The 26,152-nt window shown below is 29.9% G+C and carries 22 protein-coding genes; 4 read left to right on the top strand and 18 right to left on the bottom strand.

The features are described 5' to 3' along the window. Window positions 1–2: 2 nt before the first annotated feature. From EV195_RS12510 to EV195_RS12425, 18 genes are all read right to left on the bottom strand, one after another. A complete protein-coding gene (locus tag EV195_RS12510; protein ID WP_243693117.1) occupies window positions 3–647 on the bottom strand; it encodes a DUF4255 domain-containing protein in 645 nt (214 codons plus the stop codon). 181 nt (window positions 648–828) lie between these two features. Continuing rightward, entirely contained in the window at window positions 829–2,052 is a 1,224-nt protein-coding gene (locus tag EV195_RS12505) for a cupin domain-containing protein (RefSeq protein ID WP_132795297.1), read from the bottom strand. Between the two features lie 168 nt (window positions 2,053–2,220). Further along, window positions 2,221–3,357 (bottom strand): hypothetical protein, encoded by a 1,137-nt coding sequence (locus EV195_RS12500; RefSeq protein ID WP_132795296.1) that lies wholly within the window; start codon window positions 3,355–3,357, stop codon window positions 2,221–2,223. Between the two features lie 239 nt (window positions 3,358–3,596). Continuing rightward, window positions 3,597–3,776 (bottom strand): hypothetical protein, encoded by a 180-nt coding sequence (locus EV195_RS12495; RefSeq protein ID WP_132795295.1) that lies wholly within the window; start codon window positions 3,774–3,776, stop codon window positions 3,597–3,599. A 57-nt stretch (window positions 3,777–3,833) separates the two neighbouring features. Then, complete coding sequence (locus tag EV195_RS12490) at window positions 3,834–4,208, bottom strand: class IIb bacteriocin, lactobin A/cerein 7B family (protein WP_132795294.1); 375 nt, start codon at window positions 4,206–4,208, stop codon at window positions 3,834–3,836. Window positions 4,209–4,238: 30 nt separating this feature from the next. Then, window positions 4,239–4,589 (bottom strand): class IIb bacteriocin, lactobin A/cerein 7B family, encoded by a 351-nt coding sequence (locus EV195_RS12485; protein WP_132795293.1) that lies wholly within the window; start codon window positions 4,587–4,589, stop codon window positions 4,239–4,241. A gap of 32 nt (window positions 4,590–4,621) precedes the next feature. Then, a complete protein-coding gene (locus EV195_RS12480) occupies window positions 4,622–4,984 on the bottom strand; it encodes an NHLP leader peptide family RiPP precursor (RefSeq protein ID WP_132795292.1) in 363 nt (120 codons plus the stop codon). Between the two features lie 70 nt (window positions 4,985–5,054). Then, the gene (locus EV195_RS12475; protein ID WP_132795291.1) at window positions 5,055–5,396 is read right to left on the bottom strand and encodes an NHLP leader peptide family RiPP precursor; all 342 of its coding nucleotides are present in this window, start codon (window positions 5,394–5,396) and stop codon (window positions 5,055–5,057) included. Between the two features lie 60 nt (window positions 5,397–5,456). Beyond that, the gene (locus EV195_RS12470; RefSeq protein ID WP_132795290.1) at window positions 5,457–7,502 is read right to left on the bottom strand and encodes an adenylate/guanylate cyclase domain-containing protein; all 2,046 of its coding nucleotides are present in this window, start codon (window positions 7,500–7,502) and stop codon (window positions 5,457–5,459) included. Beyond that, the gene (locus tag EV195_RS12465) at window positions 7,489–7,830 is read right to left on the bottom strand and encodes an NHLP leader peptide family RiPP precursor (protein WP_165915736.1); all 342 of its coding nucleotides are present in this window, start codon (window positions 7,828–7,830) and stop codon (window positions 7,489–7,491) included. The genes EV195_RS12470 and EV195_RS12465 overlap by 14 nt, the downstream gene beginning before the upstream one ends. A gap of 109 nt (window positions 7,831–7,939) precedes the next feature. Further along, window positions 7,940–10,093 carry an adenylate/guanylate cyclase domain-containing protein gene (locus EV195_RS12460; RefSeq protein ID WP_132795288.1) on the bottom strand — a complete coding sequence of 718 codons (2,154 nt, stop codon included), beginning with the start codon at window positions 10,091–10,093 and terminating at the stop codon, window positions 7,940–7,942. After that, a complete protein-coding gene (locus EV195_RS12455) occupies window positions 10,093–11,226 on the bottom strand; it encodes a DUF7005 family protein (RefSeq protein WP_132795287.1) in 1,134 nt (377 codons plus the stop codon). Before EV195_RS12455 ends, EV195_RS12460 begins: the two co-directional genes overlap by 1 nt. Beyond that, window positions 11,227–14,133 (bottom strand): NHLP bacteriocin export ABC transporter permease/ATPase subunit, encoded by a 2,907-nt coding sequence (locus tag EV195_RS12450; protein ID WP_132795286.1) that lies wholly within the window; start codon window positions 14,131–14,133, stop codon window positions 11,227–11,229. An 8-nt stretch (window positions 14,134–14,141) separates the two neighbouring features. Beyond that, complete coding sequence (locus EV195_RS12445) at window positions 14,142–16,331, bottom strand: NHLP family bacteriocin export ABC transporter peptidase/permease/ATPase subunit (protein WP_132795285.1); 2,190 nt, start codon at window positions 16,329–16,331, stop codon at window positions 14,142–14,144. A 13-nt stretch (window positions 16,332–16,344) separates the two neighbouring features. Continuing rightward, window positions 16,345–17,610 (bottom strand): NHLP bacteriocin system secretion protein, encoded by a 1,266-nt coding sequence (locus EV195_RS12440; protein WP_132795284.1) that lies wholly within the window; start codon window positions 17,608–17,610, stop codon window positions 16,345–16,347. 12 nt (window positions 17,611–17,622) lie between these two features. Beyond that, window positions 17,623–19,176: a TolC family protein gene (locus EV195_RS12435; protein ID WP_132795283.1), complete on the bottom strand. Its 1,554-nt coding sequence runs from the start codon at window positions 19,174–19,176 to the stop codon at window positions 17,623–17,625. 12 nt (window positions 19,177–19,188) lie between these two features. After that, on the bottom strand, window positions 19,189–19,707 hold the full coding sequence (locus EV195_RS12430; protein WP_132795282.1) for a cyclic nucleotide-binding domain-containing protein: 519 nt from the start codon (window positions 19,705–19,707) through the stop codon (window positions 19,189–19,191). Window positions 19,708–20,125: 418 nt separating this feature from the next. Beyond that, the gene (locus EV195_RS12425) at window positions 20,126–20,773 is read right to left on the bottom strand and encodes a helix-turn-helix domain-containing protein (RefSeq protein ID WP_132795281.1); all 648 of its coding nucleotides are present in this window, start codon (window positions 20,771–20,773) and stop codon (window positions 20,126–20,128) included. Window positions 20,774–21,064: 291 nt separating this feature from the next. Between EV195_RS12425 and EV195_RS12420 the strand changes: the two genes are divergently transcribed. From EV195_RS12420 to EV195_RS16730, 4 genes are all read left to right on the top strand, one after another. After that, window positions 21,065–23,284, top strand: coding sequence for a lantibiotic dehydratase family protein (locus tag EV195_RS12420; RefSeq protein ID WP_132795280.1), 2,220 nt, complete (start codon window positions 21,065–21,067; stop codon window positions 23,282–23,284). Beyond that, a complete protein-coding gene (locus tag EV195_RS12415) occupies window positions 23,284–24,129 on the top strand; it encodes a thiopeptide-type bacteriocin biosynthesis protein (protein ID WP_132795279.1) in 846 nt (281 codons plus the stop codon). The genes EV195_RS12420 and EV195_RS12415 overlap by 1 nt, the downstream gene beginning before the upstream one ends. Continuing rightward, the gene (locus EV195_RS12410; RefSeq protein WP_132795278.1) at window positions 24,122–25,846 is read left to right on the top strand and encodes a helix-turn-helix domain-containing protein; all 1,725 of its coding nucleotides are present in this window, start codon (window positions 24,122–24,124) and stop codon (window positions 25,844–25,846) included. The genes EV195_RS12415 and EV195_RS12410 overlap by 8 nt, the downstream gene beginning before the upstream one ends. A 127-nt stretch (window positions 25,847–25,973) precedes the next feature. Then, on the top strand, window positions 25,974–26,144 hold the full coding sequence (locus EV195_RS16730) for a hypothetical protein (protein ID WP_165915735.1): 171 nt from the start codon (window positions 25,974–25,976) through the stop codon (window positions 26,142–26,144). Window positions 26,145–26,152: the final 8 nt, after the last annotated feature.

The following is a 26,152-nucleotide window of genomic DNA, read 5'->3' as shown; positions in this document are numbered from 1 at the left end:
TATTAATTATTGATTAAAGAGTTTCTATTCATTTCTGAGATTACTGCACCTTCTTTAGCTACAAGATCTCTTTCTATTTCAAGAAGTGTGATTTTATAGAGAACTGATGGTTTTTGCTTACCTCCTAAGGTTCCCCATATAAAGTTGAGTTCTTCAAAACTTGGAGTATATAATTCTGTTATAAACTTGAAGCTCTTAATGTTTTCAATTCCATCTACATTTTGATAGTTAGAATTGGCTTGAGTAAACACTTTTTTTCCTTGGAAGAATTCAATGATTTTAGTAAGACTTTTTAAAGACTCTGTGTAACTAGATTTATCAATACTAAAAAGGATGAAAAGATTTAGGTAGACTTTTGGGTTTTTGTACGTAACCGTATTACCACTAACATAATCGTTACGTGTGTTTTTTAAGGCAAACTCTTCTTGCAAATTAATTAACGACAATGCGATATCTGGAAAATTACCTGGTGAATTTCCTTCAACTTCTGCATCTGCTATATTGGCTAGTGCAACTGAATTTTCTTCGAGGTAATCATTTAATTCTTCAGAAATAATTTGTAGTATTTCATAAATCATTAGTAGCGGTAGTTTATTTGGTTCGGTAGATAACCCAAAACTACTACTGCTTATAACAATTTTTTCCAATTAAAAAACTGTTTTACTAGTGTTCTTTTCCTTTAATTTTTTAAGGTGTTTTTTGAAATAAAAAGGGGGAAATCCCCCTATTAAAATTGTAGTGAAAAATGTAGCTTAAGAAGCAACATATGCTTAGCGTTTGGTGATAAAAAAAAGCATTCAATTTTTTGAATGCTTTTTAAATTGATGATTAAATTTGATTTATCTTCAATAATCCTCCCCTAATTAATCTTTTGGCTAGTTTTAATTTATTATCATCATTAACTCTTGGTATCTCTTGAACTTCAAAAGTATCTGACTCTGCAATAAATTGAAAAACAGATGCTATTTGTGCAGGTCCTTTAATAACATTTCCTGGGAACATAATTCTACTGAAACCTCCAATCTGCATAACCTTTGCTTGCATATTGTCTCTTTTAGTAAGTTTAGATTCTAATGTTAGAGAATCAATTTTATCTAATTGAGCAAAATGACCATCAGACATTGGTGGTAAATCAGTTCTAAACTCTTCGTTGATTAAAAACAATGTGCTTTCCAAATTATTACTCTCAAAAATTTTCTCCAGCTTATCTTTAAACTTTAAAGTTAACTCCTCTTTAAATTTATCCTTTTGTTCTTGCGTATAATTTAAAAAACCAACTGGTAATGCTTTTCTAAAATCTATATCATGTTGAGAAATGGACTGTAACGCTTTTGAGATTAAATCTATGTGCTGTGTTGAATAAACACCAACTGTTAAATGTAATGATGACTCGTCTGTTGTATAAGCTTCATGTGGTAAACCTCTAGGCACATACATAAAATCACCAGCTTCTATTGTAACCTCTTTTTTACCTGACAACTGTCCTTCTTGAAAAATAGGCTGAAAGCTTTTTAATAATGGCGTTTTAAAGTTAGTATCGTCATAAAAATTCCAGTGTTTTTTACCTGAAATCTGTAAAACAAAAACATCATGTGTATCGTAATGAGGAGATAATGCTTTTTGATTTGCTGGTGTTAAATAAGCATTTACTTTTACATCATGACTTAATTCTTGTCTCAAATTATGAACCAACGCGTTAATAGGTTCGCTGTATCTATTAATTTCGTTAACAACTAGAGTATACCCATCCGCATAAGCAGCATATAATTGATTTAAGTTTAATGTTCCATCAGGATTTTCATATCTAGTAGGCAACAACGGATCTTGGTTTTTAACCACTCGTAAACTTTTACCTCTAGGTTTTCCATATTCAAGTATTCCATCGAAATTTTCGATTGAAAATAAATTTTTAAAGTAGTACGGACTTTCTCTTTTAATATGTAGAAAATTACTTTCCCAAAAATTAGCAACAAAATCACTAGATGATCTTGGATATAATATTTCTGCAAAATTAAAATTACTCGTTATAGTTTCGGTTGTCATTATACTCATATTTCTTTTATTTTCAGTAAAGTTACTTTCATAAAAGACTATATAAATGCATAAAAAACTGATAAAACTGTCTTTAAATGCTATATAGCTATAACAGGCAATTAACTAGAGATTTTAATAGTATAAGTATTCTAAAAAATAATCTTTTTATTTGGGGTCTATTATGGCTTAGCTGAGAGTAAATTGAATAACTTTATCTATTTGAAAATTTAAGCTAGTATTATTAATTTCCTCTTTTAGTTCTTTTAATTTGTTAAAATCAACTAATTCATTTTTTTCAAACTTATCAACCTTTTCTTTAAAAATATTCCAATAGTTAGCATTATCATCTGGATGAGGAATATGACCTGAAACTTTTAAATTCTGCAGTCTTTGTGCTATATCTTCTCTATCGTAGCACCTAGTCCCAACTGTTATGGACGGTACTTTATTCATTATAGGGTAATGATACATCCCTGATCCACATTGATGAATTACCAAGCTCGAAATACTACAAACATGATGTAACGGAAGTAATTGATTGTAAAAAACAGATTCTTTATATACTTCATCAATTTTACAATTGCATGTGGTAATTACGGCATAGTTTTTCTTTAAAAAATACTCTATATATTGATTTATTGGAGTCCTATCAATAGTCCCTGTAGTAATAAAAACAATACGTTTTTTATTATTTCTATCTAAAAACTTGTTTAATCGATCTAACAAATTTTGTGAAGGTTTATCCTTTATAATTAATGGTCCTGAATAGAAATAGGATTCTTTATTTTTGATATTATCGGGTAAACACTCTATTGATGGGATACCAGGAATAATTTTAGCTTTTGAATTAGAATATTGTTCTAGAAAACTGATATCAGAATCATTTACCTTTTTTTTATCCTTCCTTTGCTGCATTGAATGTACATGGCTACTAATTCTATATTTTGTATCAATAGATCTAAAAATCCCTGTGCGTTGTATTGAAATCCTGGGTATACTTCTCTGTTCAGCAATTATTGGGGTGATGAAAGAGCCATCTTCTATAACTATATCGGGTTTTGTAATATCAAAAGCCTCTGTTTCCATTTCAAAAATTCGTTGATTAATTCTAGCTATGTCTAAATTATTAATCAACCTTTCATCTAACATATAATTAGTAGAAACAAAAGGAATCTTTTTGATTTCCAGAAACCTCTGAACTCCTTTATTAACTAAAAAAGAATTAGTTACCTCCATACCCTTTATCAACTTATTGTTCAAAACATACAGCGGTAAAAAGTGAGACAACCCACCATTTATATAAGGAATACTTAAAATTTTCATCTTTTAAATTATATTTTTAAAAAAAATAACCGAATTGATATTAAACACTTTGCATGATTTAATATTAATTCGGTTCATGATATTATAGATGTTTAAAGAAATAGAGAATACTATTTTCTTACACTTATAACACATTTATATAAAACTAGAAATACTTAATTTAAGACGATTAAGCTTATAAAAATTATGCTACTGAAATTGAATAACTGTACTTATAAGATTCTTATAACCTGTTACTTTTAACTCTTTTTACGAAGTAACAATAAAACACCAATAACTAACGCTAGTATGTAAATCATACTTTGCCAAAATGGCTCGAATTTTGAAGTTTTAAAATTAAAGTTTCTATATAAGGATGCTAATATTATTACCATCATCATAATAATCATTACTGGCTCTGTCTGTAATTTAAATTTCATGAAAAATTATCTTTTTAAAAAGCCAAAATAATAATTAAAATTTTGGCTTTTTATTTTTTATAATATATATTTAGCTGTAAGATAAGTAGCCGCAGCTCCAACAGCAAAACCTACAACATAAGCAGCTCCAACAGCAAGAGTTATATCACCTCCTGATATCATTTGTAACTCTTCGTCTGATAATTCTAAATCATCTAAACTTGGCTTGGCTGGAATGTTTAAATAAATGATTGAAGTATCTGTTTGATCTTCTACAATCAAGTTTTTTTCACCTGGTCTAGAAGGTGTGTTTTCTTTTCCTAAGTGTGCCGCTATTGTTGCTCTTGGATTAGCTATTAACTGTTCTTTAAAAGAAGCGCTATCCCAAGCTTTTTGTACTAAATCTGAGTACAACTGTTGACCCATTTTATTTTCTTCTACTGTAACTTTCATCTTTATCCTTATTTAGTTTACTATTTTTTATTATAAAATTGCTTTAACAGCTGCAGCAGCTCCCATAAATGCAACTCCTGCCATAAATCCAATTCCTGCTGCTATTAATATATCTCCTCCAGATACCATTTCTAATTGCTCATCAGATAATTCCAAATCATCAGTACTAACTTTTCTAGGTATATTAATGTAAATAGTTTCTGGATCTGTTTGATCACATACTACTACATTTCCTTTAAATTCTTTTCCGATTACTTCTGAAATAGTAGCTTCTGGATTATTAATTAATTCATTTTTGAATTCTGCACTATCCCAAGATTTTTGCACTAACTCACTATAAATTTCTTGTCCTTTTTGTTGTTGTTCTAATGTTAATTTCATCTTTTCAATGTATTATTTTAATAACTTATTTTTTAGTATTCAATTGGTTTTGTTGGAAATGTTGGTGATGGTAATGGGAAAATAATATCAAATGGATTTGGGAATCCGATAACACAACCATCTCCTGTAATACCTCCAGCTACTAGCTCTAATTGCTCTTCATTTAATTCTGCATCTTCCACTGTTCTGTTAGCTGGAATATTGATGTAAACATTTAATTCATCACTTTGATCTCTTACTAGAAACTTCTTACCTTCAGGAATTTGTAAAGTTTTACCTGTAAGTTTTTCAATTGCTTCAACTGGATTTTCTAATAATTCTTTCTTGAAAGTTTCATTTTCCCAAGCTTCGCTAATCACTTTTTGAAATAATTCTTCTTGCTGATTTGATTTCATCTTTTTAAAAATTTAAAGTTGTTAATATTTATTTTTTAAGAATTTGTTTAAATTCTAATTTGCTTTTTATCTATAAAATTTTTGGAATCGTTGGTAATGAAGGTTTTAAGATATCACTAATAATATCAATAATATCACCTATACTAGTACCTCCTGCTACAGCTTCTAATTGCTCTTCACTTAATTGTAAATCATCCATTTCAGGTTTAGCTGGTATATTGATGTATACATAAGAAGTGTTCGTTTGGTCATTTACAACCACCTGTTTACCTTCAGGTAAATCCAATTTTTCTCCAGTTAGTTTTTCGATCGCTTCAACTGGATTTTGAATTAATTCATTCTTGAAGTTTGCATCTTCCCAAGCCTTTTTAACTATTGTGTTAAATAATTGATTTTCTTTAGTAGATTCCATAATACATTTATGTTTTTATTTTATGTTGTAAATATATTTTATGGAATTAGCACAAAAATGTCAAAGAGACTGAGAAAACTGCAATTCGTTATTTTTTTGGATTTTTTTTACTGATTTACTTGATTTTAAAGAAACAAAATACATTTCTAGCGCTCCTTTTCCTTTAGCTTCTATTGCTCCTCGGTATTCAAAAGTCAATTCTTCGTCATGCTTAACAAGTTCATAAGTTGCACTACTAATGTTAACTTTTTCAATAGCTCCATTGCTTTCCATTCGGCTAGCCGTGTTTACCGTGTCTCCCCAAATATCATACTGGAACTTTTTTACCCCTACAACTCCTGCTACAATTGGGCCAACATGAATTCCTACTCTCATATCAAAGGCTGGCTTACCTTTTTGTTGATTTTCTCTTTTTCTTACTTTGATAAAATCTTGCATTTCTAATCCAGCTAAAATCATTTTCTTAACTGCATTAGCATCTGGTTTTGGCAATCCTCCAGCTGCCATGTACGCATCTCCAATAGTTTTTATCTTTTCAAGCCCATATTTCCCCATTATTAAATCGAAGGCTTTGAAACATTCGTTAATTTCTTCAACTAATTCTTGAGGAGTTAATAGTGAAGCTGTTTGTGTGAACGATTTAAAATCAGTAAATAATATGGATGCTTTTTCAAAATCCTGCGCTTTTACATACCCATTTTCTTTTAATTCATCTGCAACCTCTTCTGGCAAAATATTATGGAGTAAATGTTCAGAGCGATCTTTTTCTACTTGCAACCTAGCTTTGGCTTTTTTAGTAAAATTAAGCCTGCTCCACAAAGCAACTGCTATTAAAATGATAAAGGCTCCTGTTACCAATAGCATGTTTCTTTGCTTTTCCTTTTTCGCAACTTCTTCTTTATGAGCTAACTGAATTATTCTTTCTTTTTCAACATTGGCAATACTATCTAATAGCATTTCCTTTTCAAACTTCATTTTTAAAATTTTATCGGAAGTTTGCTTTAAGTTTAGACTATCTTTTAGAAGGTGCATTTTTTCTAAATATAGTAGTGCATCTTTATTTTTATTAGCAGATTTGTATGCGTTGTACAGACATTTACAAGCTTCTTCTTGAATAGATATTACTTTAAGTTTTGTTGCTATTTGTAAGCCTTCTTTACATTTTTGCATCGCTGCATATACTTCTCCTTTTTGCTCTTGTAAAGTTCCAATAGCTATTATAGCACTACTTTCATATAGTGCGTTATTTTGGATTGACGCTTTTGTTAATGACTCATTGTAAAACGATAATGCCTTTGTATAATCTTGTTTTTTGTAATATAATTTTCCAAGATTAAATAACACTTCTACTTCTCTTCTTTCATCATTAAATTTTTTTGTCAATTCTAGAGCTGTTTCAAAATTTTCTTGAGCTTCTTCAAATTTAGAATCTCTTAAATACATTTCTCCCAAACCATTTAAAACCTGAATTAACGGTTTCTCGTTAGCTACAGAAGTGTATAATTTTTTTGATAATTCGAAATGTGATTTTGCGCTTTCATAATCTTGTAACTCCATATAAATACTTCCAATGTTTTTGGTAGTCCCTGCAATTTGTGAAGTATCCTCTAACTTTTCTTGAATTTGAAGTGCTTTTTTATATTGATCTAGCGCTTTAGGATAATTCCCTAAATAATAGTAAATAGCTCCTTGGTTATTAAAAGAAGAAGCTAACCCTTTTTTATTATCGGTTAATTGGTAGTATGTTATACTTTCATCAAAAGCTTCAAAAGCATCATTATATTTTCCCTGGTAATAATAAGATATTGCAATTTTACTAAAGCAATCTCCAACTAAAGCGTTGTTATTTTCTTTTTTTGAGAGCTCTAAACTCTTTGTGAAATCTTGTAATGCCTCTTTAAATATTCCTTTCTTTATTTTCTGATTTCCTGATTTATACAAGCTATCAGCAATGGAATTTATAGCAACAGCATTATCTTGAGCGTAAATTGAATTTACGATCAAAATAAAAAAAGGAAGTACTCTTTTAAAATACTTCCCATAATTGATTTTTATATGTTTCCCTTTAACACACACTTTAAAATCTTTTTTATTAACTCCCTCCATCAGAAACTGTTATCCCTGTACTTTCCTGTGAAAGAATGATTGGTGGATCTAATGTTTCACCACCACCACCTGCTACAATATCTAGTTGATCATCGTCTAACTCAACATCTTCCATATTAGGTTTAGCAGGAATATTAAAATATATAATAGATTCATTTGATTGATCTTTTACTACAAAGGTTTTTCCTTCTGGGATAATTAATGTTTTTCCGGTTAATTGTTGGATAGCTTCCAAAGGCGAGTTCATTAGCTCTTCTTTGAAGTCAGGATTCTCCCATGCTTCAACAATTATCTGTTTGAATACTTTTTGTTCTTCTGTTGGCTCCATTGTTTTACGTTTAGAATTACCCTCATTATACATTTTAAAGTTCCTAAAAACGCTTACGATAAAAATGCCAAAAACACTGACAAAAGCAACACTAGAGTTCTACAATAATTTAACATTGAACGTTTCCTGGTTCTACTAAAAAACTAGTACATTTTTCAATAAAAACAGAGGTAGGACCATCTTCTTGATTGATTTTTTTTGCCGTTAAAAAATACGTAGTAGCAGTTTTGTAATCTTCTTGTTTATAGCAAGCTAAACCTTTTGAGAATGCAGTGTTAAAAGTTATTTCTTCTTCAGTAAGTTTTTCTTTTTTACTCTTAATTACAGTAAAGATATTTACTGGAAATTGCTTTCCTTTAACGTAAATAGTATCTATTTGTCTACAATAAAACTCATCCTTAATTTCATCATAGGTTTGTTCGCAAATTAACAAATCTATATTGTACGTTTTGGTAGCACTTTCTAATCTAGCAGCTAAGTTTACCGAGTCTCCAATAACCGTATATTCAAATCTTTTTTCAGAACCAATATTTCCTGAAACTACATTTCCTGTACTAATTCCTAAACCTATATGAATGTTTGGAGAAAGTTTATTTTCTTCATTCAGGTTTTTTAGTATTCCTAACATTTCTAAAGCACAGTTTACTGCATTTTTACTGTCAGAAATGTTTGCGTACGGAATTCCAAAAACAGACATGATTGCATCTCCGATGAATTTATCTAAAATACCATCATATTTATACACTAGAGAAATCATTGCTTCAAAGTAATTATTCAACAGCTTTACAATTTCTATGGCACCAATTTTCTCTGTTAACGTGGTAAAGTTTCTGATATCAGAAAACAGAATACTACACTTTGAATATTTACCTTTTAAAGCAGATAAATTATCTCTGTTCATCACTTCATTTACCAAGTGTTGAGGTATGTATCTACTTAAGTTAGATTGGATTCTTTTTTCTTTTGTTAAATCGTTAAAAACTAAAATTACGCCAACATTATTATCTTTAACATCCTTCATTGGAAGAATACTAATATTGAACGTGATTGATTTAGTTTCAGATATATGCAGTTCAAAATTCTCCTGATACGATTTTTTGCCTGAGATTAAAGTTTCCAAGCATAACTCTTTTATTGCATTATCGAAGAATGCTATTTCATTGATTTTTTTATCGATAATACTTGATGCTTCATTTACATCAAAAATCTTATAAAACTGATTGTTAGCCGTTTTAATCTTTAAAGAATTATCGATGGTAATAATACCGTTATCAAGGTTTTGAACTAAAATGTTTAAGTAGTTTTTCATCCCTTGAATTTGGTCAAATAGCTTAGCATTTTCGATGGCTATTTTAATCTGACTTGCAAATCCTGTTAGAATATCTAAATCCTCTTGATCAAAAGCTCCTTTGTGTTTATTGATAGACTGAATAACTCCTAAAACTTCATTTTCAGAATTGAATACAGGTACACTTAAAATAGATCGTGTAGTATAACCCGTTTTTTTATCTACTGCTGGATTAAAATCTGGGTGACTGTAAGGATCGTTAACAATTAGTGCTTTTTTACTTTTTGCAACGCTAGCAACTATTCCCTTATTTGTTCGAACTACATTATTTTCTAGGCCTTTAGCAAATATTGTCCATAATTCATCCGTTTCTTCATCTACTAAGAATAAAGAACTTCTATCTGCATTTGTAATTTCAGCAGCCTTATTCATAATAAGCGGAATAAGCTTATTCAAATTAAGCTCTGAAGAAACTACCTTGAAAACTTCTAATAGTGAAGAAAAGTTATTCTTTAAATGTTCACTAGCATAATACAATTCACTATTCTTAATAATTAACTGAATTGCTGCAGAAAAACTATTTAATACTCTAATGTCTTTAGGCTTAAACTCACCTGTTTTTTTATTTAAGCATTGTAAAATTCCTACAACTTCCTCTTTATCGTTAAACACAGGAACACATACTACCGATTTTGTTAAAAACTGTAACTTATTATCGAATTTATTATTGAAGTGTTTATTGGTTTGAACATTATTTTCTATTACAGGCGCAGCTTTATTAAAAGAATCCCAAACGATACCTGAGTTTTTAGGAACAGAAATAATAACGTTTTCAACTCCTTGTGCTACAATACTATCTAAGGTAGATTCTTTCTCATTCAATAAAAACAAGGTGCTTCTTTCAGCATCTAGAATTGTTGAAACTTTCTCTAAGATCGTATTAACTTCAAATAATGTTTTTTCGTGTTTCTTCATTATATCAATTCTTCTTCTAATTGTTTATGATAGTTTTTCAACAGTTCTTCTTCTCCATGATCCATTGCCATTGTCAATAAATCAGTTTCACACAAACTTTTAATTCTACTTACATAATCATTTGATGAGGTTACTTCTCCAAGAGTTGTATCAAACTTGGCTACGCTATCTATGGCTCTTACAGTAATGTATTGTAAATGATTAATAGCTTTCTCTGATAATTCCTCATCTAAATAATTTTGAAATCGTCCGCCTTCTCTGTATTCCGGATACTTTTCTAATCCTAAAAAAGCAAGCATCCACTCTTTATCAAACTTTTTAAGAGCACTTACAATCCCGGCGTAATCCGCAATCAATTCATCGTATATATTTTTTGAAATTGAACTATAGTTATTCAATGTAAAAACATGCGCACATTCGTGTTCTTTTCGAATTGAAACTGATTTATCGTTCCATTTATTTTCAGGAATATTAACAGTTGTTGCTTTAACACCACTATATGGTTTTGTGCTTAAAATAATGAGCTTATCTTTATACAATTCAGGGTTCGGCAAAACATGGTTTTTGAATATACTTCCCCAATTTTCTAGCGGTGATTTTTCTTTCCAATACTCTTTTAAGTCCTCTATTCTATTCCAATTATTGATTCCATTGATAAAAATAGCTCCCATAGAATCCGACATTGGTTGCGGCTCATTTTTATAACAAATTGCTCTTATAACTGATTTAAAATCGTCTGGATTTGGCACTACCAAAACAGGAACTTTTCCTACTAATTCACTATCGTAAATAGTTAAATCCAATTGTTCTGGATTATTCAGTTGAATTCCCTCAGAGGGAAATTCTTTTTTCCCTCTTAAGGTTGCATTCTTATACATTTCTGTAGCAGAAATGTTTTGTTTAACAGGGAAATTAAGTTGAACTAGATACTTTTTTAATGTTTGAAAAACTCCAGCTTTTAGTGATTCTTCTTTATATTTTTCCCATGCTTTAATATAAGGCTCATCAATTCTTTTATTAGACGCTTTTTTAGTTTTCTCGAACTTACTTTTTGTATACTTTATAAGTTCTTCAACTACTTTATCGTCATTAATAAAGCTTTTTAAAAATTGATTTTTTTTTAGGTCTTCCATTTATGCGATTTGTCTTTTCGCTAATTTTGAGAATACTCCGTCTAGTTTCATTAACTCATCATACGAACCATACTCTACTATTTGTCCTTTATCTAACACATAAATCCTATCTGCATTTTTCACCGTACTTAATCTATGTGCAATTACAATTCTTGTAGCTTGTAATTTATCTAAACTTTCAGATACAATATTTTGTGTTTTATTATCTAGTGCACTCGTAGCTTCATCCATAAATAATAATCTTGGTTTATGTACAATAGCTCTAGCAATCATTAAACGCTGTCTTTGTCCACCAGAAAATGTTCCTGCTCCCTCACTAATTACAGTATGCATTCCCATTGGCATTTGTTTAATATCTTCTTCCATCCCCGCCATTCTAGCAGCCTCCCAAGCATCATCTAGCGTTAATTCTGAGTTACCAACAATATTTTTATAAATACTTCCAGACATTAATGCTCCGTTTTGAAGCACAACACCGATTTGACGTCTTACCAAATCCTTATTCATAGAATCGTAAGAATTTCCATCATAATAAATAGATCCAGCTTCTGGCTCTTCAAAACCTAAAAGCAATCTCATAATAGTTGATTTTCCTGAACCTGAAGTTCCTACAAAAGCTACCATTTCACCAGAGTTAATTTTAAACGATAAATCGTTAAGAATTAATGGCTGATCTTCATGATATCTAAATGAAATTGAATTCAATTCGATCTCTCCTTCTAACTCTCCTGGATCTAAACTTTCCCCTTCTGATTCTGGCTTTTCCTCTAAGATTGGCTTCACTCTTTCATATAAAGTAATAATGTTAAGAGAAGTAATTAACGCCATACTCATTTTTAAGCAATCTCTTAAGAATTGGTTGAATGCGCTGATGAATGCCATAAATGCTCCTACTGAAATCATTGCTCCTACATTCGCTGCATTATTTACTGAATAATAAATAAAACCAAAGAAGAACATATTGGTTAATAAAGGATAAGAAGCGTTGAAAGTTTCAACATAGTTTTGATAACTTCCTGAAGTGAAACCTAATTTTTTAAGATTTGCAAACTTGTTTGCCCATAGTGCAAAAATTCTTCTTTCTCCACCGGTAATTCTAATTTTAGTTATTCCAGACAAGAACTCAAATAAAAATCCTTGTAGCTCACCTTGAGTATCTGATATTTGTCTGTCGTACCTTAACTTTAACATACCAATACCTGTCATAAATACTATCGCAGCAACTGCTAATCCAACACCAATCCAAGCTAAACTAGACTCGTAATAGAACAATAAGAACAAGTTTACAAAAGAGAAAGCTCCACTCAACACAGCTGTCATTACTGTATTAGAAAGCACTTGTCTGATTCCGTTAATACTTAATGCTCTGTTTGTTAAATCTCCTGCTGAAAACTTCTTGTAAAATGTAACCGGTAGCCTTAGTAGATGATCCATTACACCCGCCTGAAGATTGATACTTGACTTAGTTTCAACACGTAATTGTAAAACTCCTTGAATTAATTGCATTCCTGCCGTTACTAAAGCTAGCATAATCATTATGATTAACACCTCTACATGTAAAGAAGTGTCTGCTGTAGGTATTACATCATCAAACATAATTCCTGAAAGAACTGGAACTAAAAGTCCTACTATACTACCAATAAAAGCAGCTAACATCAAGTATTTAGCATCTTTCTTTACTCCTTGAATTGCAAACTTACCTATTTCTTTTACAGATTTCATAGTACCCTCGAATCCGTAAAAAAACATGTAACAAATTGGTTCCAAATCCTCTGCAATTTTATAATCAACTTTTTGCTCTTCTCCTGTAACTACATCTTTCAACACATATGATGTAGATGTCTTTTGAATTAAAGCTACTGGAGTTTTTTCTTTTTTCTTAAAAGCTAAAAGATGTCCATTTTCTTCTTTCCACCAAGTACCTCTTAAGATTATTTTTCGTACTCTAACTTTTGAAGCCTGAGCGATTGCCTGTAATTGGTTTGTAGTATTGTTTTTATAAGATTCTAAGTATTTAGGAACTTCAAATTTGAAGCCTATTTCATCTCCAATAAGCTTACAAGTTTGAAATAAATTGTTATCTAAATTAGTATCAGAATCATCATCAATAACCTTTTTTGTTCCTGAGATAATAGATTTTAACTTCTCTAAAGTAGCTGTTAAATTACTTTGTTCAGTTTCAACTTTATCTGCAATTCTTTTTCGTTCTTCCTCTTTTGCTTCATTAAAGTTAGAGATAAGTTTAGTGTATAAATGATTTTGCAAATCATTCATTGACAACATAAAATAAATCTCATCATTTAACATTTCGATGGTAGACTTAACTGCTACCTCTGTTCTATTCTCCTCAACAGAAATCCAGAAATTACTTGATACTGGAACTGGAAATTTAAATTCATCATTAGTCTTTATCGTCTGAGTTCCTGCGTAAGCTTTAATCTCTCCTTGTAATAATTCGGCCCAAACTAATTTTCTTGATGGATATGCAACGCTTCCCTTCTTTAAAGCAGTTACTGTATAATCATCAAGAGCTGTATGAACTCTAGGTGACAAATTCTTATGAATTAAATGAACTTGTTTCAAAATCCACTTATCAATCATATTTTCAAGAAGAAAATGATCAATATTTAACAACCTATTTTTATTGATAGCTACTAATGAGGCTCCTTTACTAACTACTAAAAGCTGAACATCTTGCTTATACTCTTTTGATGTAATTAAGCTAAATAGAAGCTCTCCTTGTTGTGCTGTATATAAGTAATTTAAACTGCTTTTGTATACTCCATTTTCATCTACACTAGCATAAAATATATCAACTTCCCCAGAAGTAATCATCCAAAACCTATCATGTTCACTTAAAATAAGTGACTCATTCGATGCTAATTTTATTCTTTTATTTTCAAACATTTCGATGATTATTTTGCGTCAATTAAACGAGCATATGCTCCTGACTTTTCCATTAATTCTTTATGTGTACCTCTTTCAACTATCTTACCGTACTCCATTACAATAATCTCATCACAATCCATGATAGTACTCAACCTATGTGCTACAATTAAACAAGTACAACCTCTTCGTTTAATATTGTCCATCACAATCTTTTCAGATTTTGGATCTAAGGCACTCGTTGCTTCATCCATTACCAAAATAGAAGGATTTAATGCTAACGCTCTAGCTATTTCTAAACGTTGACGTTGACCTCCACTAAAGTTAGAACCTCTTTCTATTACTTCACTTTCATAAGCTTCAGTTCGTGCAGCAATAACATCATGAATAGCTGCATCTTTAGCTGATTGTATGATACTTTTCTCTGGAATTTTATGATCCCAAAAAGCAATGTTCTCGTGAATAGTTCCTTTAAACATTAACACCTCTTGGTCTATAACCGCTACTGATTCATTAACAATATGTCTAGGAATTTCTCTTCTTGATGTACCATCAAATAAGATATCTCCTTTCCATGGATCATAAAGTCCTGATGCTAATCTTGCCACTGTAGATTTACCACTTCCTGAACCTCCAACTAATGCAACTCTACTTCCAGGTTTTAGCGTTAGGTTAAAATCTTCAATTAAAGGATCCATTGTAGTATTGTAACCAAATGTTACATTCTTCATTTCGAAGTGACCCGTTAGTTTATTGAAAAACTTATCTGTTTGTTTTGTAGTGTTTTCATCTTCAGTAAATTCACTTGAAATCTCATAGTTAAGAACGTCGTCAATTCGAGTCATATCACTTTCAGTTTCTTGTAAAAGACTTCCAACACTCACTAATTGGTTTACTGGTCCTATAAAATTATTCATCAGATAAAGGAAAGCAACCAACATACCTAAAGTCATTTCCCCATTCATAACTCTAGTTGCTCCAACTCCTAAAATAATGGCACTGTTTAACGACATTAATAAAGGTGGAACAGTATTTAACCTTGTAGTTAACCAGCCTAACTCTTGTTGAGCATTAGTTACTTTCGCTAAATAACCTGTCCAATTTGTAAAGAAATCGTTTTCTCTTCCAGAAGCCTTTAGTGTTTCAATCATGCTAATTCCTGATGTTGTTGTTCCTAATAGCTTCCCGTTTTCACTTGACAATCTTCTATTCCCATCTTTTCTAGCTCTTGAAACATATCTAAGAATTACAATGTTTAAACTGGCCATAAAAATTCCAATTACAGTTAACACAACATCATACGAAAACATTAATAAAGCATAGAAAACTACCATAATAACGTTAAGTGCTGAGTTAGCTAGGTCTCCACTCAACAATCTTGCAACTTTATCATTTAGAGATACTCTGTTTCCTATCTCTCCACTGTAACGTTGTGTAAAAAAAGCGATTGGTAAGTGAAAAACATGCCATAAAAATTTACTAGAAGTACTAAGAGCTAATTTTGTTTCCAGTCGCAATAAGTAATATTGTTGAATATAAACTAGTAACGAATTTACCGCTAACATTCCTCCCATTATTAACAGAAGTGGCATCACAAAATCAGAAACTCCATTGATTAGATATTTATCAATAAAAATTTTGGTAAATGATGGTATTACTAATCCTGGAATTACAAGAAATAGGCTTGCTAAAATGATATAAGTTAAGCTTAATTTAGAATTTGAAACTCTAGAGGCTAATGCATTTAGTAAGCCTTTTTTCTCATTTCCTTTTTCAAAATTCTCTGAAGGTTTAAAAGTAAGCACAACTCCTGTATAGGCATCATCAAACTCTTGATGGCTAACATAATATCTTCCTTGAGCTGGATCACTTAAGTACACTCTATCTTTGGTAAACCCTTCAATAACTAAAAAGTGATTAAAATTCCAGAAAATAATTGCTGGCATTTCTAAATCTTTTAATTTTTCAATAGATTTAGCATACCCTTTTCCTTCTAAACCGTATTGCCTAGCGGCTTTTAAAATATTTGTAGCTTTTAAACCATCTCTAGAAACTCCACAAGAAATTCTTAATTTTTCTAACGGAACAAACTTACCGTAATATCCTAGAATAATGCTTAAAGCTGCTGCCCCACATTCTACGCCTTCCATCTGTAAAACAGTAGGAGTAGTAACCCTTTTGGGAAGTTTCTTTTTTGTATTGTCTTTTTTAGTAAACATAATTCAGGAGGTATTAGTAAAGATCAAAGAACTTCTTAAATGCTGGTATTACCAATGCAATTGGAGGCTCTGACTTTACAGTTATTTTTCCCATACAAGAAGTTCCTTCGTTAATTAGAATTTTAGGTCCTTGTGCAGAAGTCCACTTAAATCCACTATAAGCATCTTTATCTTTTTCAAATTCTACATACACTTCAAATAATGCTCCCTGTTGCAATAAACCACGAACAAGCTGGTCATTTTTTACAGTCATCATCATTCCTTTTTGAGTTATTGGAAAGTCTGAAACATAAGTAACTTTTCCTTTCATGAAACCAAACTCTTGCGGTTGAACTGTTGATGGTACAACTAAAGCTTGCATTCCTTCTTTAATTTTTTTACCATCTTGAGAAGGAATGTATAACACACCTCTTAATTTGCTATCGTCTTTACTTTGATGTTGGTTTTTTAGTTTAAACAAAGGCGTTCCTTGCGCAACTATTACCCCGATATCTGATAACACTTCTACAACTTCACCAGAATAAGAACTCGTAATTTTTGTTTGTTTCGCATATCTCTCCTCTAAGTGCTTTAACCTGATTTCTGTTTCAGAAATACGTTGCTTACTTAAGTTTATTTTTTGTTGTAAATCAAAACCTAGATTTAACTTTTGACTAGACGTTTGAACTAAATTAGCTTTCAATTGTTCGATTGAGTTTTTCGCTCCTTCGATTTGTTGTTCTGTATTAACTACTTGCGATCTAGTGATTAATCCTTTTTTATATAAATCGTTCTCCGTCTCAAGTTGATTTCTCAAGAAGTCTAATCTCTTTTGATCAGATTTAATTTGCAACTCTATACTATTTCTTTGCTGAACAATTAGCTCACCTTGAAGTTTCGTATCCTCACTTCCAAAAGACAACAATCTTTGTAATTCGAATTCACGTTCTTTTAACGAAGCCTTTACCTCTTCGATTTGTTGAAACAATTCTGGTTGTTCTATTAATCCTACTACTTGCCCTTTTTCAATAGTATCTCCAATGTTAATATTTAATTGAATTAATTGTCCTTGAGATGTAGAAACAACTTCATGAATTTCTCCGCCTAATAAAACTCCTACAACATTTAATTTTGTTTTAATATTTCCGAAGAAAGACCACATAATTCCTGTTGTTAATGCGATAACTACAGTTGCCAGTGCTATCCATCCTTTTGGACTTGTAACTTTGATTAACTGATCAAGTTTTTCTGGTGTTGAAAGCTTTTCCAACGCTGCTTTTCTAAAAAATCCTGCTGCCATTTTATTTAGTTTTTATTTTTTTGGAATCGTATAAAATAATTCCTTGGTGATTTCTGAGTTTGTTTGTTTAAGAAGTGTGCCTGTTTGATATCTAAGACTTACAATTGCTGACGCGAATTGTTGGTTAGCCTGTAAATATTCTAGCTGTGCAAATGTTAATCGCTCTTGGAATAAGATTAGGTTTAATAACGTAGTTAAACCATTTTGAAACTTTTCCTTTTCGTTGTCAAAAACCTGTCGATAATAACGTAAAGATTCCTCCGCCTTTTCAAGGATTAAAACACTATTCTGTAAATTATTTACAGCTATAGAAACATTAAGAGATACGTTTCTTTTTAAATTTTCGTTTGAAATTTGTTGGTTTTCAAAAAGTGTCTTATTCTTTAAATAGCTACCACGTGCATTGTTATTGTTTAAGGCAAATGCAAAATTTAGTCGAACTCCAAAACCTACATTTCTGCCTTCGCTTTGCGTAAAAGTTGACAACGCATTTGTAAGTCCGTTACCAAAATTTAACCCTCCATAGTTTACAAATCCTGATAAGTTTAACTCAGGCTTTTTGCTATTCTCTGCAAAACTTAACCTAGTTCTAATTGCTTCTTCTGTTTGTAATGATGCTTCAATATCACTTCTGTTTTCATTTGCTAAAGCGATATAATCTTGAACATTAAGATTATTAGTATAACCCGATGTTAACACCTGCGGGAAATCATCAATAGGATCTTTTATAGCTTTACTTTCTAATTCGCTTAAACCAATAACTCTTCCTAAATTTAACTTTGCACTATAATACTGTTGTTCAGCTGCTTTTGTTTGTCGTACTTGATTTGCTAAATCAGCTTGAATTTGTGCAAGATCACCCGCTGGCTTTTTATCTGCTTTAACTAATTCCTCGGTAATTTCTAAGACTTTTTGAACTCGTAACTCATTCTCTTTATAAATTTCCAGGCTTTTAAAAGCAGCTACATATTGCCAATAGGCATCGGCTAATTGTAACAATTCAAACGAATTTCTAAAGTTCAAATTAGTTTTTTCACTCTCTAAATCAAGTAATGATGAATTCTCTAATGCTGAAGCAACATCTGCACTCCCTCTTAATAATGGTTGCGTTAAAGAGAATGAACTCGACATTGAATGCTCTTGAATATTAGCTCCAACATCTCTAAAAAATCTATCCAATTGATAGTTGTCATTCGACATAGAATAGTTAACAGACCAGTCAGCAATTAATCCTATTCTAAACCTTTTTTGTAAACCTAAAGAAGTTATAAAACGGTTAGCTTTTAAATCTCCAGAAAGATCATTAGTTCTTGGATCAAAAGAATATAAATTAGAAACTGTTCTATCTGTAGTAATTCCTGATGTTAGTTGATAATCAAACAAACTTTTTTGTATCTGATAATCTCCTTCTGCATTTAAAATTGACAATTGATTCGTTTGAACAATTGGACTTTTGTCTAAAGTTAACTGTGCAAGATTTACTATATTTCCTTGCGTTAACTCTTGAGCATTAATTAATTGTAGAAATGAAAATAATAAAATTGTGATTTGAAATCGATTCCCCATGTTCCCCCCTAATTATACTTCTGAAAATTTTTGTAAAATTTGCCCAAATCTAGATCCCCCCATAGAAACTCCATCTAGAACAGATTCATCTATTAAATCTTCTTCACTTGGGTTTCCGTAACCTAATTGACTTGTTGTTTTTCGTAATCTGTTTGATAAGAATAATGCTAAAGCATAATAGAAATTTGCTTTAAACTCAAGATTAGAAGCTAATCTGCTATTCATTAATTCTCTTGATATTGCATATACGCTAGTTTCTTCAGTAGCAATAACAGACACTGAAGGTGGACGCGACTCTAAAAACGACATTTCTCCTACAATTTCTCCTGCACCAATTTCTGCGATTAGCTTACTGTTTTCACCATCAGTAATTGATAATTTTCCTGATAAAACGATATACAAACTATCTATTGTTTTACCTTTTTCTATCAATCTATCTCCTACTTCTAATTCTTCTTTGTATCCGTTATTAATCATCCATTCGATGTCAATGTCATCAAGATGTCCTAATAAGAAAAGTACTCGTTTCATAATTATATTTTTTCTGTTATCTATTTATGCTAGCTAAATTAGCTTTGTTGACTATTAGAAAAAGGACAAGAAATCTGCGATAACTGCCAAATACCTATAGAAACAGGCTTTGGTATAATTACTCAAAGAACCAATAATTTGTATATGTAAAACTGAAAGTAACCCTGACAAAAAGGACAAAAAAAAAGCGGTCTTAAAATTTAAGACCGCCATGGTAAATTTCTCAATTGTTAACAATTAAAGTTTAAATAAAATTAGTCCTTTTTTGCGCCCTTACACATTTTTTAATGTGCCTAATAATTATCTAAACCGGGGGTTTCTTTGTTCATAACACAAATGAAAAAAAGCTAGAAAGTAGTTAACATAATTGTATAATGAGAAATAAATAGAAATAAAAATACACCACCTCTAGCTTAAACTATAATTCCCTAGATTTTAATAGTTCCTTAGGATACATTCCGTATTGTTGATTAAACAATTTCGAAAAATAATGCGTGTCATAATATCCTACTGCGTACGAAATTTGTGACACTGTATCGTACAGGTAACTATCTATTAAATCTTTGGCTTTATGCAATTTTAGTATTCTAATATACTTGTTAGGTGTTAGTTTTACTAAATTTTTAATCTTTCTGTGAAGTTGTCTTTCACTTACAGATAACTTGAATGATAAGTCGTAAAGATTTAAATCTTTATGCTTAATATTTTTATAAACTTCTTGCTCCATACTTTGTAACCAAGAAATATCTTGCTTTGAAATTTTTTGAGTATTTACTTCTTCTTTACACATAGACTGTACTCGCTCATTTGAGTTATATACTTGAAAAAAAACTAAATCCTCGTAAGTAGTCCCGTTAGCTTTTTTTACTACTTCATCCACAATTCTTTTGATTTCTAAACTGTGCGTAAAAATCATTTGATTTTTAGCAACTTCTTTAACTTCTTTATTTTCAGACTTAGTAAATTCTTCGATAATAGATGCTAACGGAGATTCTATTTCTCTCAATAACTTAGACAACATATCCGAGTTAGCTAAGCCATCTGTATTCTGTAGACTCAAATTCATAATACTTTTCTGTTTTTAGATTTCAAATACTCGCTTTGAATTTTGGTTGATGTGAATTAAATCGGAAAGAATTTTTGTAATCTTCTTCGATACAAACACACTTACAAATCAACTACAGAAATCAGCTGAAAAAAAGTCTTCTCACTCCAGATTTATAAATCTAAAGGCTAGATTTATAAATCAAAAACACTAATAACGATAAATTAAAATTCTGTTTTTTAGGGTTTTAAGTCTTTTAACTTTTTTGTTTATAGAAAAAACCTATTTTTGCAACTAGTCTCAAGAAACCAAATGAAAAAAACTACAAATCCTTATATTTTTTTAAGAGATTTTTGTTTTAGAACTCCCATTTTGTCGTTAAACTTTTATGAAGATCTTACTAAAAAATCTTCATTTGGGTTGGATGATTTAAAAAAGTTATGGGGAGATCCTACAATAAAAGAAGCTATTTTTTTAGCTTCAAAATCTTTGCACGATGAAATAGATAAAAATATAGATGTTAACAATCCAAAAAATACTGAGAAATTAAAGCTGTCTTTCTTAAAATATCTTTTTAGAGCTTCCACAAGATGCACTCCTTTCGGTTTATTTTCTGGAATGAGTGTAGGGAAAATTACAGATAAAACTGCGATAGAATTAAATACAATTGATTTCTTCAAAAGAAAAACAAGTTTTGATACAGACTTCTTATTCAATTTAGCTACCAGCTACTCCAAAAAAGAAGCCATAAAAAAGAATGCTGTTTATTTTCCAAACTCCTCTTTGTATCCTTTTTACAATCAGTATCGATATGTAGATTATCAATCGGAAAAGAATCAAAGAAGTTATAGCATAGAAGCTGTTTACAAAAATGAGTATTTAGATTCGATAATTAAACAAAGTGAAAAAGGAGCTAGTTACAACGAGTTAGTTGACTCATTAAGTTCCAATGAAATTTCAAAAGAGGAAGCATCTGATTTTATTGATTCATTAATTTATAATAAAATATTAGTCAATAACGTAGAAGTTGCTGTAACTGGAGGCGATACTTTCGACACTTTACTAAGTGAGTTAGAAGACTGTAAAGACTCAAGCTATAATCTTGAAAATTTATATTCTTTCCAAAAGTCCTTAAGTGATTTAGATAAAAAAATTGGAAATAATATTTCTAATTATAATAAAATCATAGAGGTTGTAAAAGAATTAGATATTGATTATAATCCGAACTATTTATTTCAAACAGATTTAGAGTTAACAACTACAGCTAATGAGATAAATCAAAAAGTGGTTTATCAACTACAAAAAGTGATTCCTTTATTATTAAAAATTAATAAATATCAAGAAAACAAAAATCTAGTTCATTTTAAAAATAGGTTTATCCAAAGATATGAAGACCAAGAGGTATTACTTAATGAAGTTTTAGATGTTGAAAGTGGAATAGGGTATATTCAGAATTCATTAGTTTCTGATACCACTCCTTTTTTAAAGAATATTACACCCACTAAAAAGAAACAGTTAACATCACAATACGAGTTAAATGAAGCAGAAAAAATTATTGTCAATAAATATTTAGCATCTCAACAAAATAAGGAAACTGTTTTAGTTTTAAAAGAAGAAGATTTTGACAGTATACTACCGGAAAATAATTACTTACCAGATACTTTATCTGCTTTTACAGAAGTTATTCAAAATGAAAATGACAACTTAATTGTCTTGTATACTTTAAGTGCTAGTGCAGGAAAATTATTAGGACGTTTTACACACTCAAAAAAGGTTGAAGAAATTGTAAAGAAAATTACTGCAATTGAACAACAAATGCATCCAGATAAAATTTTAGCTGAAATTGTTCATCTTCCAGAATCTAGAGTTGGTAATATTTTAAGAAGAAACCACTTACGAGATTTTGAAATTCCTTACATCTCAAAATCTACTTTACAACAGGAAAATCAACTTAATTTAAACGATCTATTAGTATCTGTAAGAAATAATAAAGTTGTTCTAAGATCTAAAAAACTACAAAAAGAAATAATTCCTAAACTTACAAACGCACATAATTACTCATATAATGCACTACCTGTATATGAATTTTTGGCTGATTTAGAATTACAAAATCAAAGAGATAGTTTAGGTTTTTCATGGCCTTCTACTATTGCTCACTACAGTTTTTTACCAAGAGTTGTATATAAGAACATTATATTGTCTAAGGCTAAATGGAAATTGAATAAAGATAGTATACCAGAATTTTTAGAATCTGATAATGACAATACGCTTTTAATTATAAAAAACTGGCAAGAAGAAAACAATGTGCCAGATTTTATTCAAATAGTTAATAATGATAATACGTTGTTAATTAATTTAAACCATCTTGATAGTGTTTTAATTTTAAAAGATACACTCAGAAAAAAGGGGAAGATAACATTAGAAGAGTTTTTACAAACAAGCAATACCTTTGTTAGTAATACCAAAAATGAATACTTTACTAATGAATGTTTATTCACTTTTTACAACCAATCCAAACTAAATAAAAACTAATGGTACAACGAAAATTTTTATTTGGTGATCAGTGGTTGTACTATAAAATTTATTGTGGTAAAAAAACTTCCGACGCAATCCTTACTGAACTAATTCAACCGTTATCTAATAAACTCTTACATGAGAATTTAATTGAAAAGTGGTTTTTTATTCGATATGAAGATCCACAAAATCACTTAAGAGTTCGATTTTTATCTACTAATAATAATCACAACGGAAAAATTATTCAGTTAGTAAATAGGCAACTCCAAGAATATTTTGAAAATGGATTTATTTGGAGTGTTCAATCAGATGTATATAATAGAGAGCTAGAAAGGTATGGATACTCTACTATTAGCCTGACGGAAGATTTTTTCTTTTTAGATAGCCAACTTTGCTTACAAGCTTTATCTAGTATTCAAAACGATGAAACGCAGTTCTTGTTTTCGTTGAGATATATAGATACAATCCTTGATAGTTTTGAATATACTTTAGAAAAAAAATTACAATTTGCTAAAGAACATCTAGAATCCTTTAAACATGAATTCAATGCAGATAAACACTTAAACAAACAATTAAATGTCAAATATCAAAAATTAAGACAGGCTATTGTATCATTTCTTAATCCTAGTAATGATGTTATACAAGGCTATATTGATCTAATTGATGTTACAAAAATTAAAAAAACATCAGATGTAATAGTAACAAATCTAACTAATGAAAACATTAAGTTAGATGATTTACTATCTAGCTACATACACATGACTGTGAATAGACTATTCAGAGACAAGCAACGCTTACATGAATTAGTTTGTTACAATTGTCTTTATAAATATTATCAATTAAAAATCAGCACCAATGAATAAAAAGTTAACCTTCCTGTTCCTACTAATTATTCAGTCGATATTTACTCAAAACGCTGTGATAGATTCTTTAGTAAATGAAGACTATGAGAATTTAAAAGTAGGTTTACAAAAAATAGAGGTTGATTCAATAACTGAATTTAATCATACTCAAGCGTACTTAAGAAAGGCTAAAAAAGAAAACAATCTTGTAAGGATCGCTGATGGCTATTACTTTTTATCACGTATATATAATGATGAACTTTCTTTACAATATTTAGATAGTGTTATTAGTCTTTCAAAGAAATTAAAAAAACACTCGAAATATCCAGCCATTGCATATGAGAGTAAAGGATTAATATTTCACCAAAAAGGAGATTTTGATAATGCTTTAAAATTTTATGTCTTAGCATTAAAACATACAAAAAATGACAGCTTCCAACATGCCAGTGTAAAATTTGATATTGCTTCTTTAAAATATAGATTAGGATTTAGAGAAGAAGCAAAACAATTATTTAAAAGTTATTTAAATGAATTAGACAAGCTTGATTTTCCCAACAAAGGTTATTATTATAACATAGGTATTTATGCCTATTGCGATGCTTTGATTTACACTAAAAAATTAGATTCAGCTCAAATTATGATTGATGAGGGAATTAAAAGAACCCTATATAGTACTGATGAAATTCTTAAAACAAGATTTATATTAAATAACGGTATAAATTCCTATTACAAAAAAGAATATAACAAAGCATTAAAAGCACTTTTAGAGAGTATACAAAGTATTAAAAAACAAAATGATGAATTAACAACGGCCATTAATCAATCGTACATTGGTAAAACCTATTATGAATTAGGTAAAAAAGATAGCGCCATCACATATCTTAACAAAGCACACTTATTTTTACAAGAAACTAATGATGTAGCTCTTGAAATTTTAGACGGATACCAGTATTTAATCAATCATTATAAAACTGAAAAAGAATATGATAAACAGCTGTTATACATAAACGCTTTAATGAAATTCGATTCTGTTTACAATTCAAAATCCCGAAGAGTTTCTCAACAGATTACAAAAAATTATGAAATACCTTATTTACTATCTGAAAAAGAAAAATTAATCTCGACACTCCAACAAAATGAAGACAACAATAATAATTTAAAACTAGTATTTCTAATACTAAGCTTTGTTGCTGTAATTGGTATTACATTGTTGTTTAGAAGAAATTATATTTTGAAAAAACGATTTGCATTGATATTGAACGAAAACACTACAAAAAAAGCAATTAAAAATCAAGAAAATAAGGTAGATGATAATATTGATGAGCAAATTGAAAACGATGAAAACGATGAATTAGAGAAAGTTGGTGTTTCGGAAGAGATTACACAAAAAATCCTTATTGATTTAAAAAAGTTTGAAGACACGCAACAATTCTTAAAGAAAAAATATACACTTTCTTCTTTGGCAAAAGAGATTAAAACGAATAGTTCCTATTTATCTAAAGTAATCAATTATAAAAAGGGAACCAATTTTGCCAATTATTTAAACAATTTGAAAATTGATTATGCGATAAACCGCTTAACAAACGACAAAAAGTTTAGATCATATACTGTAAAAGCTATTTCAGAGGAGTCTGGATTTAATAGTCAACAGACATTTTCTATAGCATTTGTTAAGAAAACTAAGTTGCAACCTTCCTATTTTATAAAACAACTAGAAAAAAAACAAAATTCTGAATAGCAATGTTTTATAAGTTATTAATTTATGAATTTAAAGCTTTAGATTTATAAATCTACACTAATATCGTTTTTATTAAAGGTTTCTATTCTATAGTTTAGCAACAGAAATAAATCTAAAATAAAGTATAATGGGAAATCAAAAAAACAAACTACAGTTAGAAAAGTTTAGAGTTACTGAAATTAAAAACTCTAATCAAATTTTTGGAGGAAGTACAGCAGGAGGGGAAAATCCAGAATGCTCACTTTCTAAACTTACAACTACTACTAAAAACAAAGACAAAGGAAATCAAATAATATAGTTTAGTCT

It is taken from the genome of Tenacibaculum skagerrakense (genome assembly GCF_004345825.1).
Lineage (GTDB): Bacteria > Bacteroidota > Bacteroidia > Flavobacteriales > Flavobacteriaceae > Polaribacter > Polaribacter skagerrakensis.
The sequence above is the reverse complement of the archived record's forward strand: the minus strand, read 5'-3'. Positions and strand labels throughout refer to the sequence as shown.

Coding starts and splice junctions, on each gene's coding strand:
- EV195_RS12505 (WP_132795297.1), bottom strand. CDS start 2,052: ATGAGTATAATGACAACCGAAACTATAACGAGTAATTTTAATTTTGCA.
- EV195_RS12500 (WP_132795296.1), bottom strand. CDS start 3,357: ATGAAAATTTTAAGTATTCCTTATATAAATGGTGGGTTGTCTCACTTT.
- EV195_RS12495 (WP_132795295.1), bottom strand. CDS start 3,776: ATGAAATTTAAATTACAGACAGAGCCAGTAATGATTATTATGATGATG.
- EV195_RS12490 (WP_132795294.1), bottom strand. CDS start 4,208: ATGAAAGTTACAGTAGAAGAAAATAAAATGGGTCAACAGTTGTACTCA.
- EV195_RS12485 (WP_132795293.1), bottom strand. CDS start 4,589: ATGAAATTAACATTAGAACAACAACAAAAAGGACAAGAAATTTATAGT.
- EV195_RS12480 (WP_132795292.1), bottom strand. CDS start 4,984: ATGAAATCAAATCAGCAAGAAGAATTATTTCAAAAAGTGATTAGCGAA.
- EV195_RS12475 (WP_132795291.1), bottom strand. CDS start 5,396: ATGGAATCTACTAAAGAAAATCAATTATTTAACACAATAGTTAAAAAG.
- EV195_RS12470 (WP_132795290.1), bottom strand. CDS start 7,502: ATGGAGGGAGTTAATAAAAAAGATTTTAAAGTGTGTGTTAAAGGGAAA.
- EV195_RS12465 (WP_165915736.1), bottom strand. CDS start 7,830: ATGGAGCCAACAGAAGAACAAAAAGTATTCAAACAGATAATTGTTGAA.
- EV195_RS12460 (WP_132795288.1), bottom strand. CDS start 10,093: ATGAAGAAACACGAAAAAACATTATTTGAAGTTAATACGATCTTAGAG.
- EV195_RS12455 (WP_132795287.1), bottom strand. CDS start 11,226: ATGGAAGACCTAAAAAAAAATCAATTTTTAAAAAGCTTTATTAATGAC.
- EV195_RS12450 (WP_132795286.1), bottom strand. CDS start 14,133: ATGTTTGAAAATAAAAGAATAAAATTAGCATCGAATGAGTCACTTATT.
- EV195_RS12445 (WP_132795285.1), bottom strand. CDS start 16,331: ATGTTTACTAAAAAAGACAATACAAAAAAGAAACTTCCCAAAAGGGTT.
- EV195_RS12440 (WP_132795284.1), bottom strand. CDS start 17,610: ATGGCAGCAGGATTTTTTAGAAAAGCAGCGTTGGAAAAGCTTTCAACA.
- EV195_RS12435 (WP_132795283.1), bottom strand. CDS start 19,176: ATGGGGAATCGATTTCAAATCACAATTTTATTATTTTCATTTCTACAA.
- EV195_RS12430 (WP_132795282.1), bottom strand. CDS start 19,707: ATGAAACGAGTACTTTTCTTATTAGGACATCTTGATGACATTGACATC.
- EV195_RS12425 (WP_132795281.1), bottom strand. CDS start 20,773: ATGAATTTGAGTCTACAGAATACAGATGGCTTAGCTAACTCGGATATG.
- EV195_RS12420 (WP_132795280.1), top strand. CDS start 21,065: ATGAAAAAAACTACAAATCCTTATATTTTTTTAAGAGATTTTTGTTTT.
- EV195_RS12415 (WP_132795279.1), top strand. CDS start 23,284: ATGGTACAACGAAAATTTTTATTTGGTGATCAGTGGTTGTACTATAAA.
- EV195_RS12410 (WP_132795278.1), top strand. CDS start 24,122: ATGAATAAAAAGTTAACCTTCCTGTTCCTACTAATTATTCAGTCGATA.
- EV195_RS16730 (WP_165915735.1), top strand. CDS start 25,974: ATGGGAAATCAAAAAAACAAACTACAGTTAGAAAAGTTTAGAGTTACT.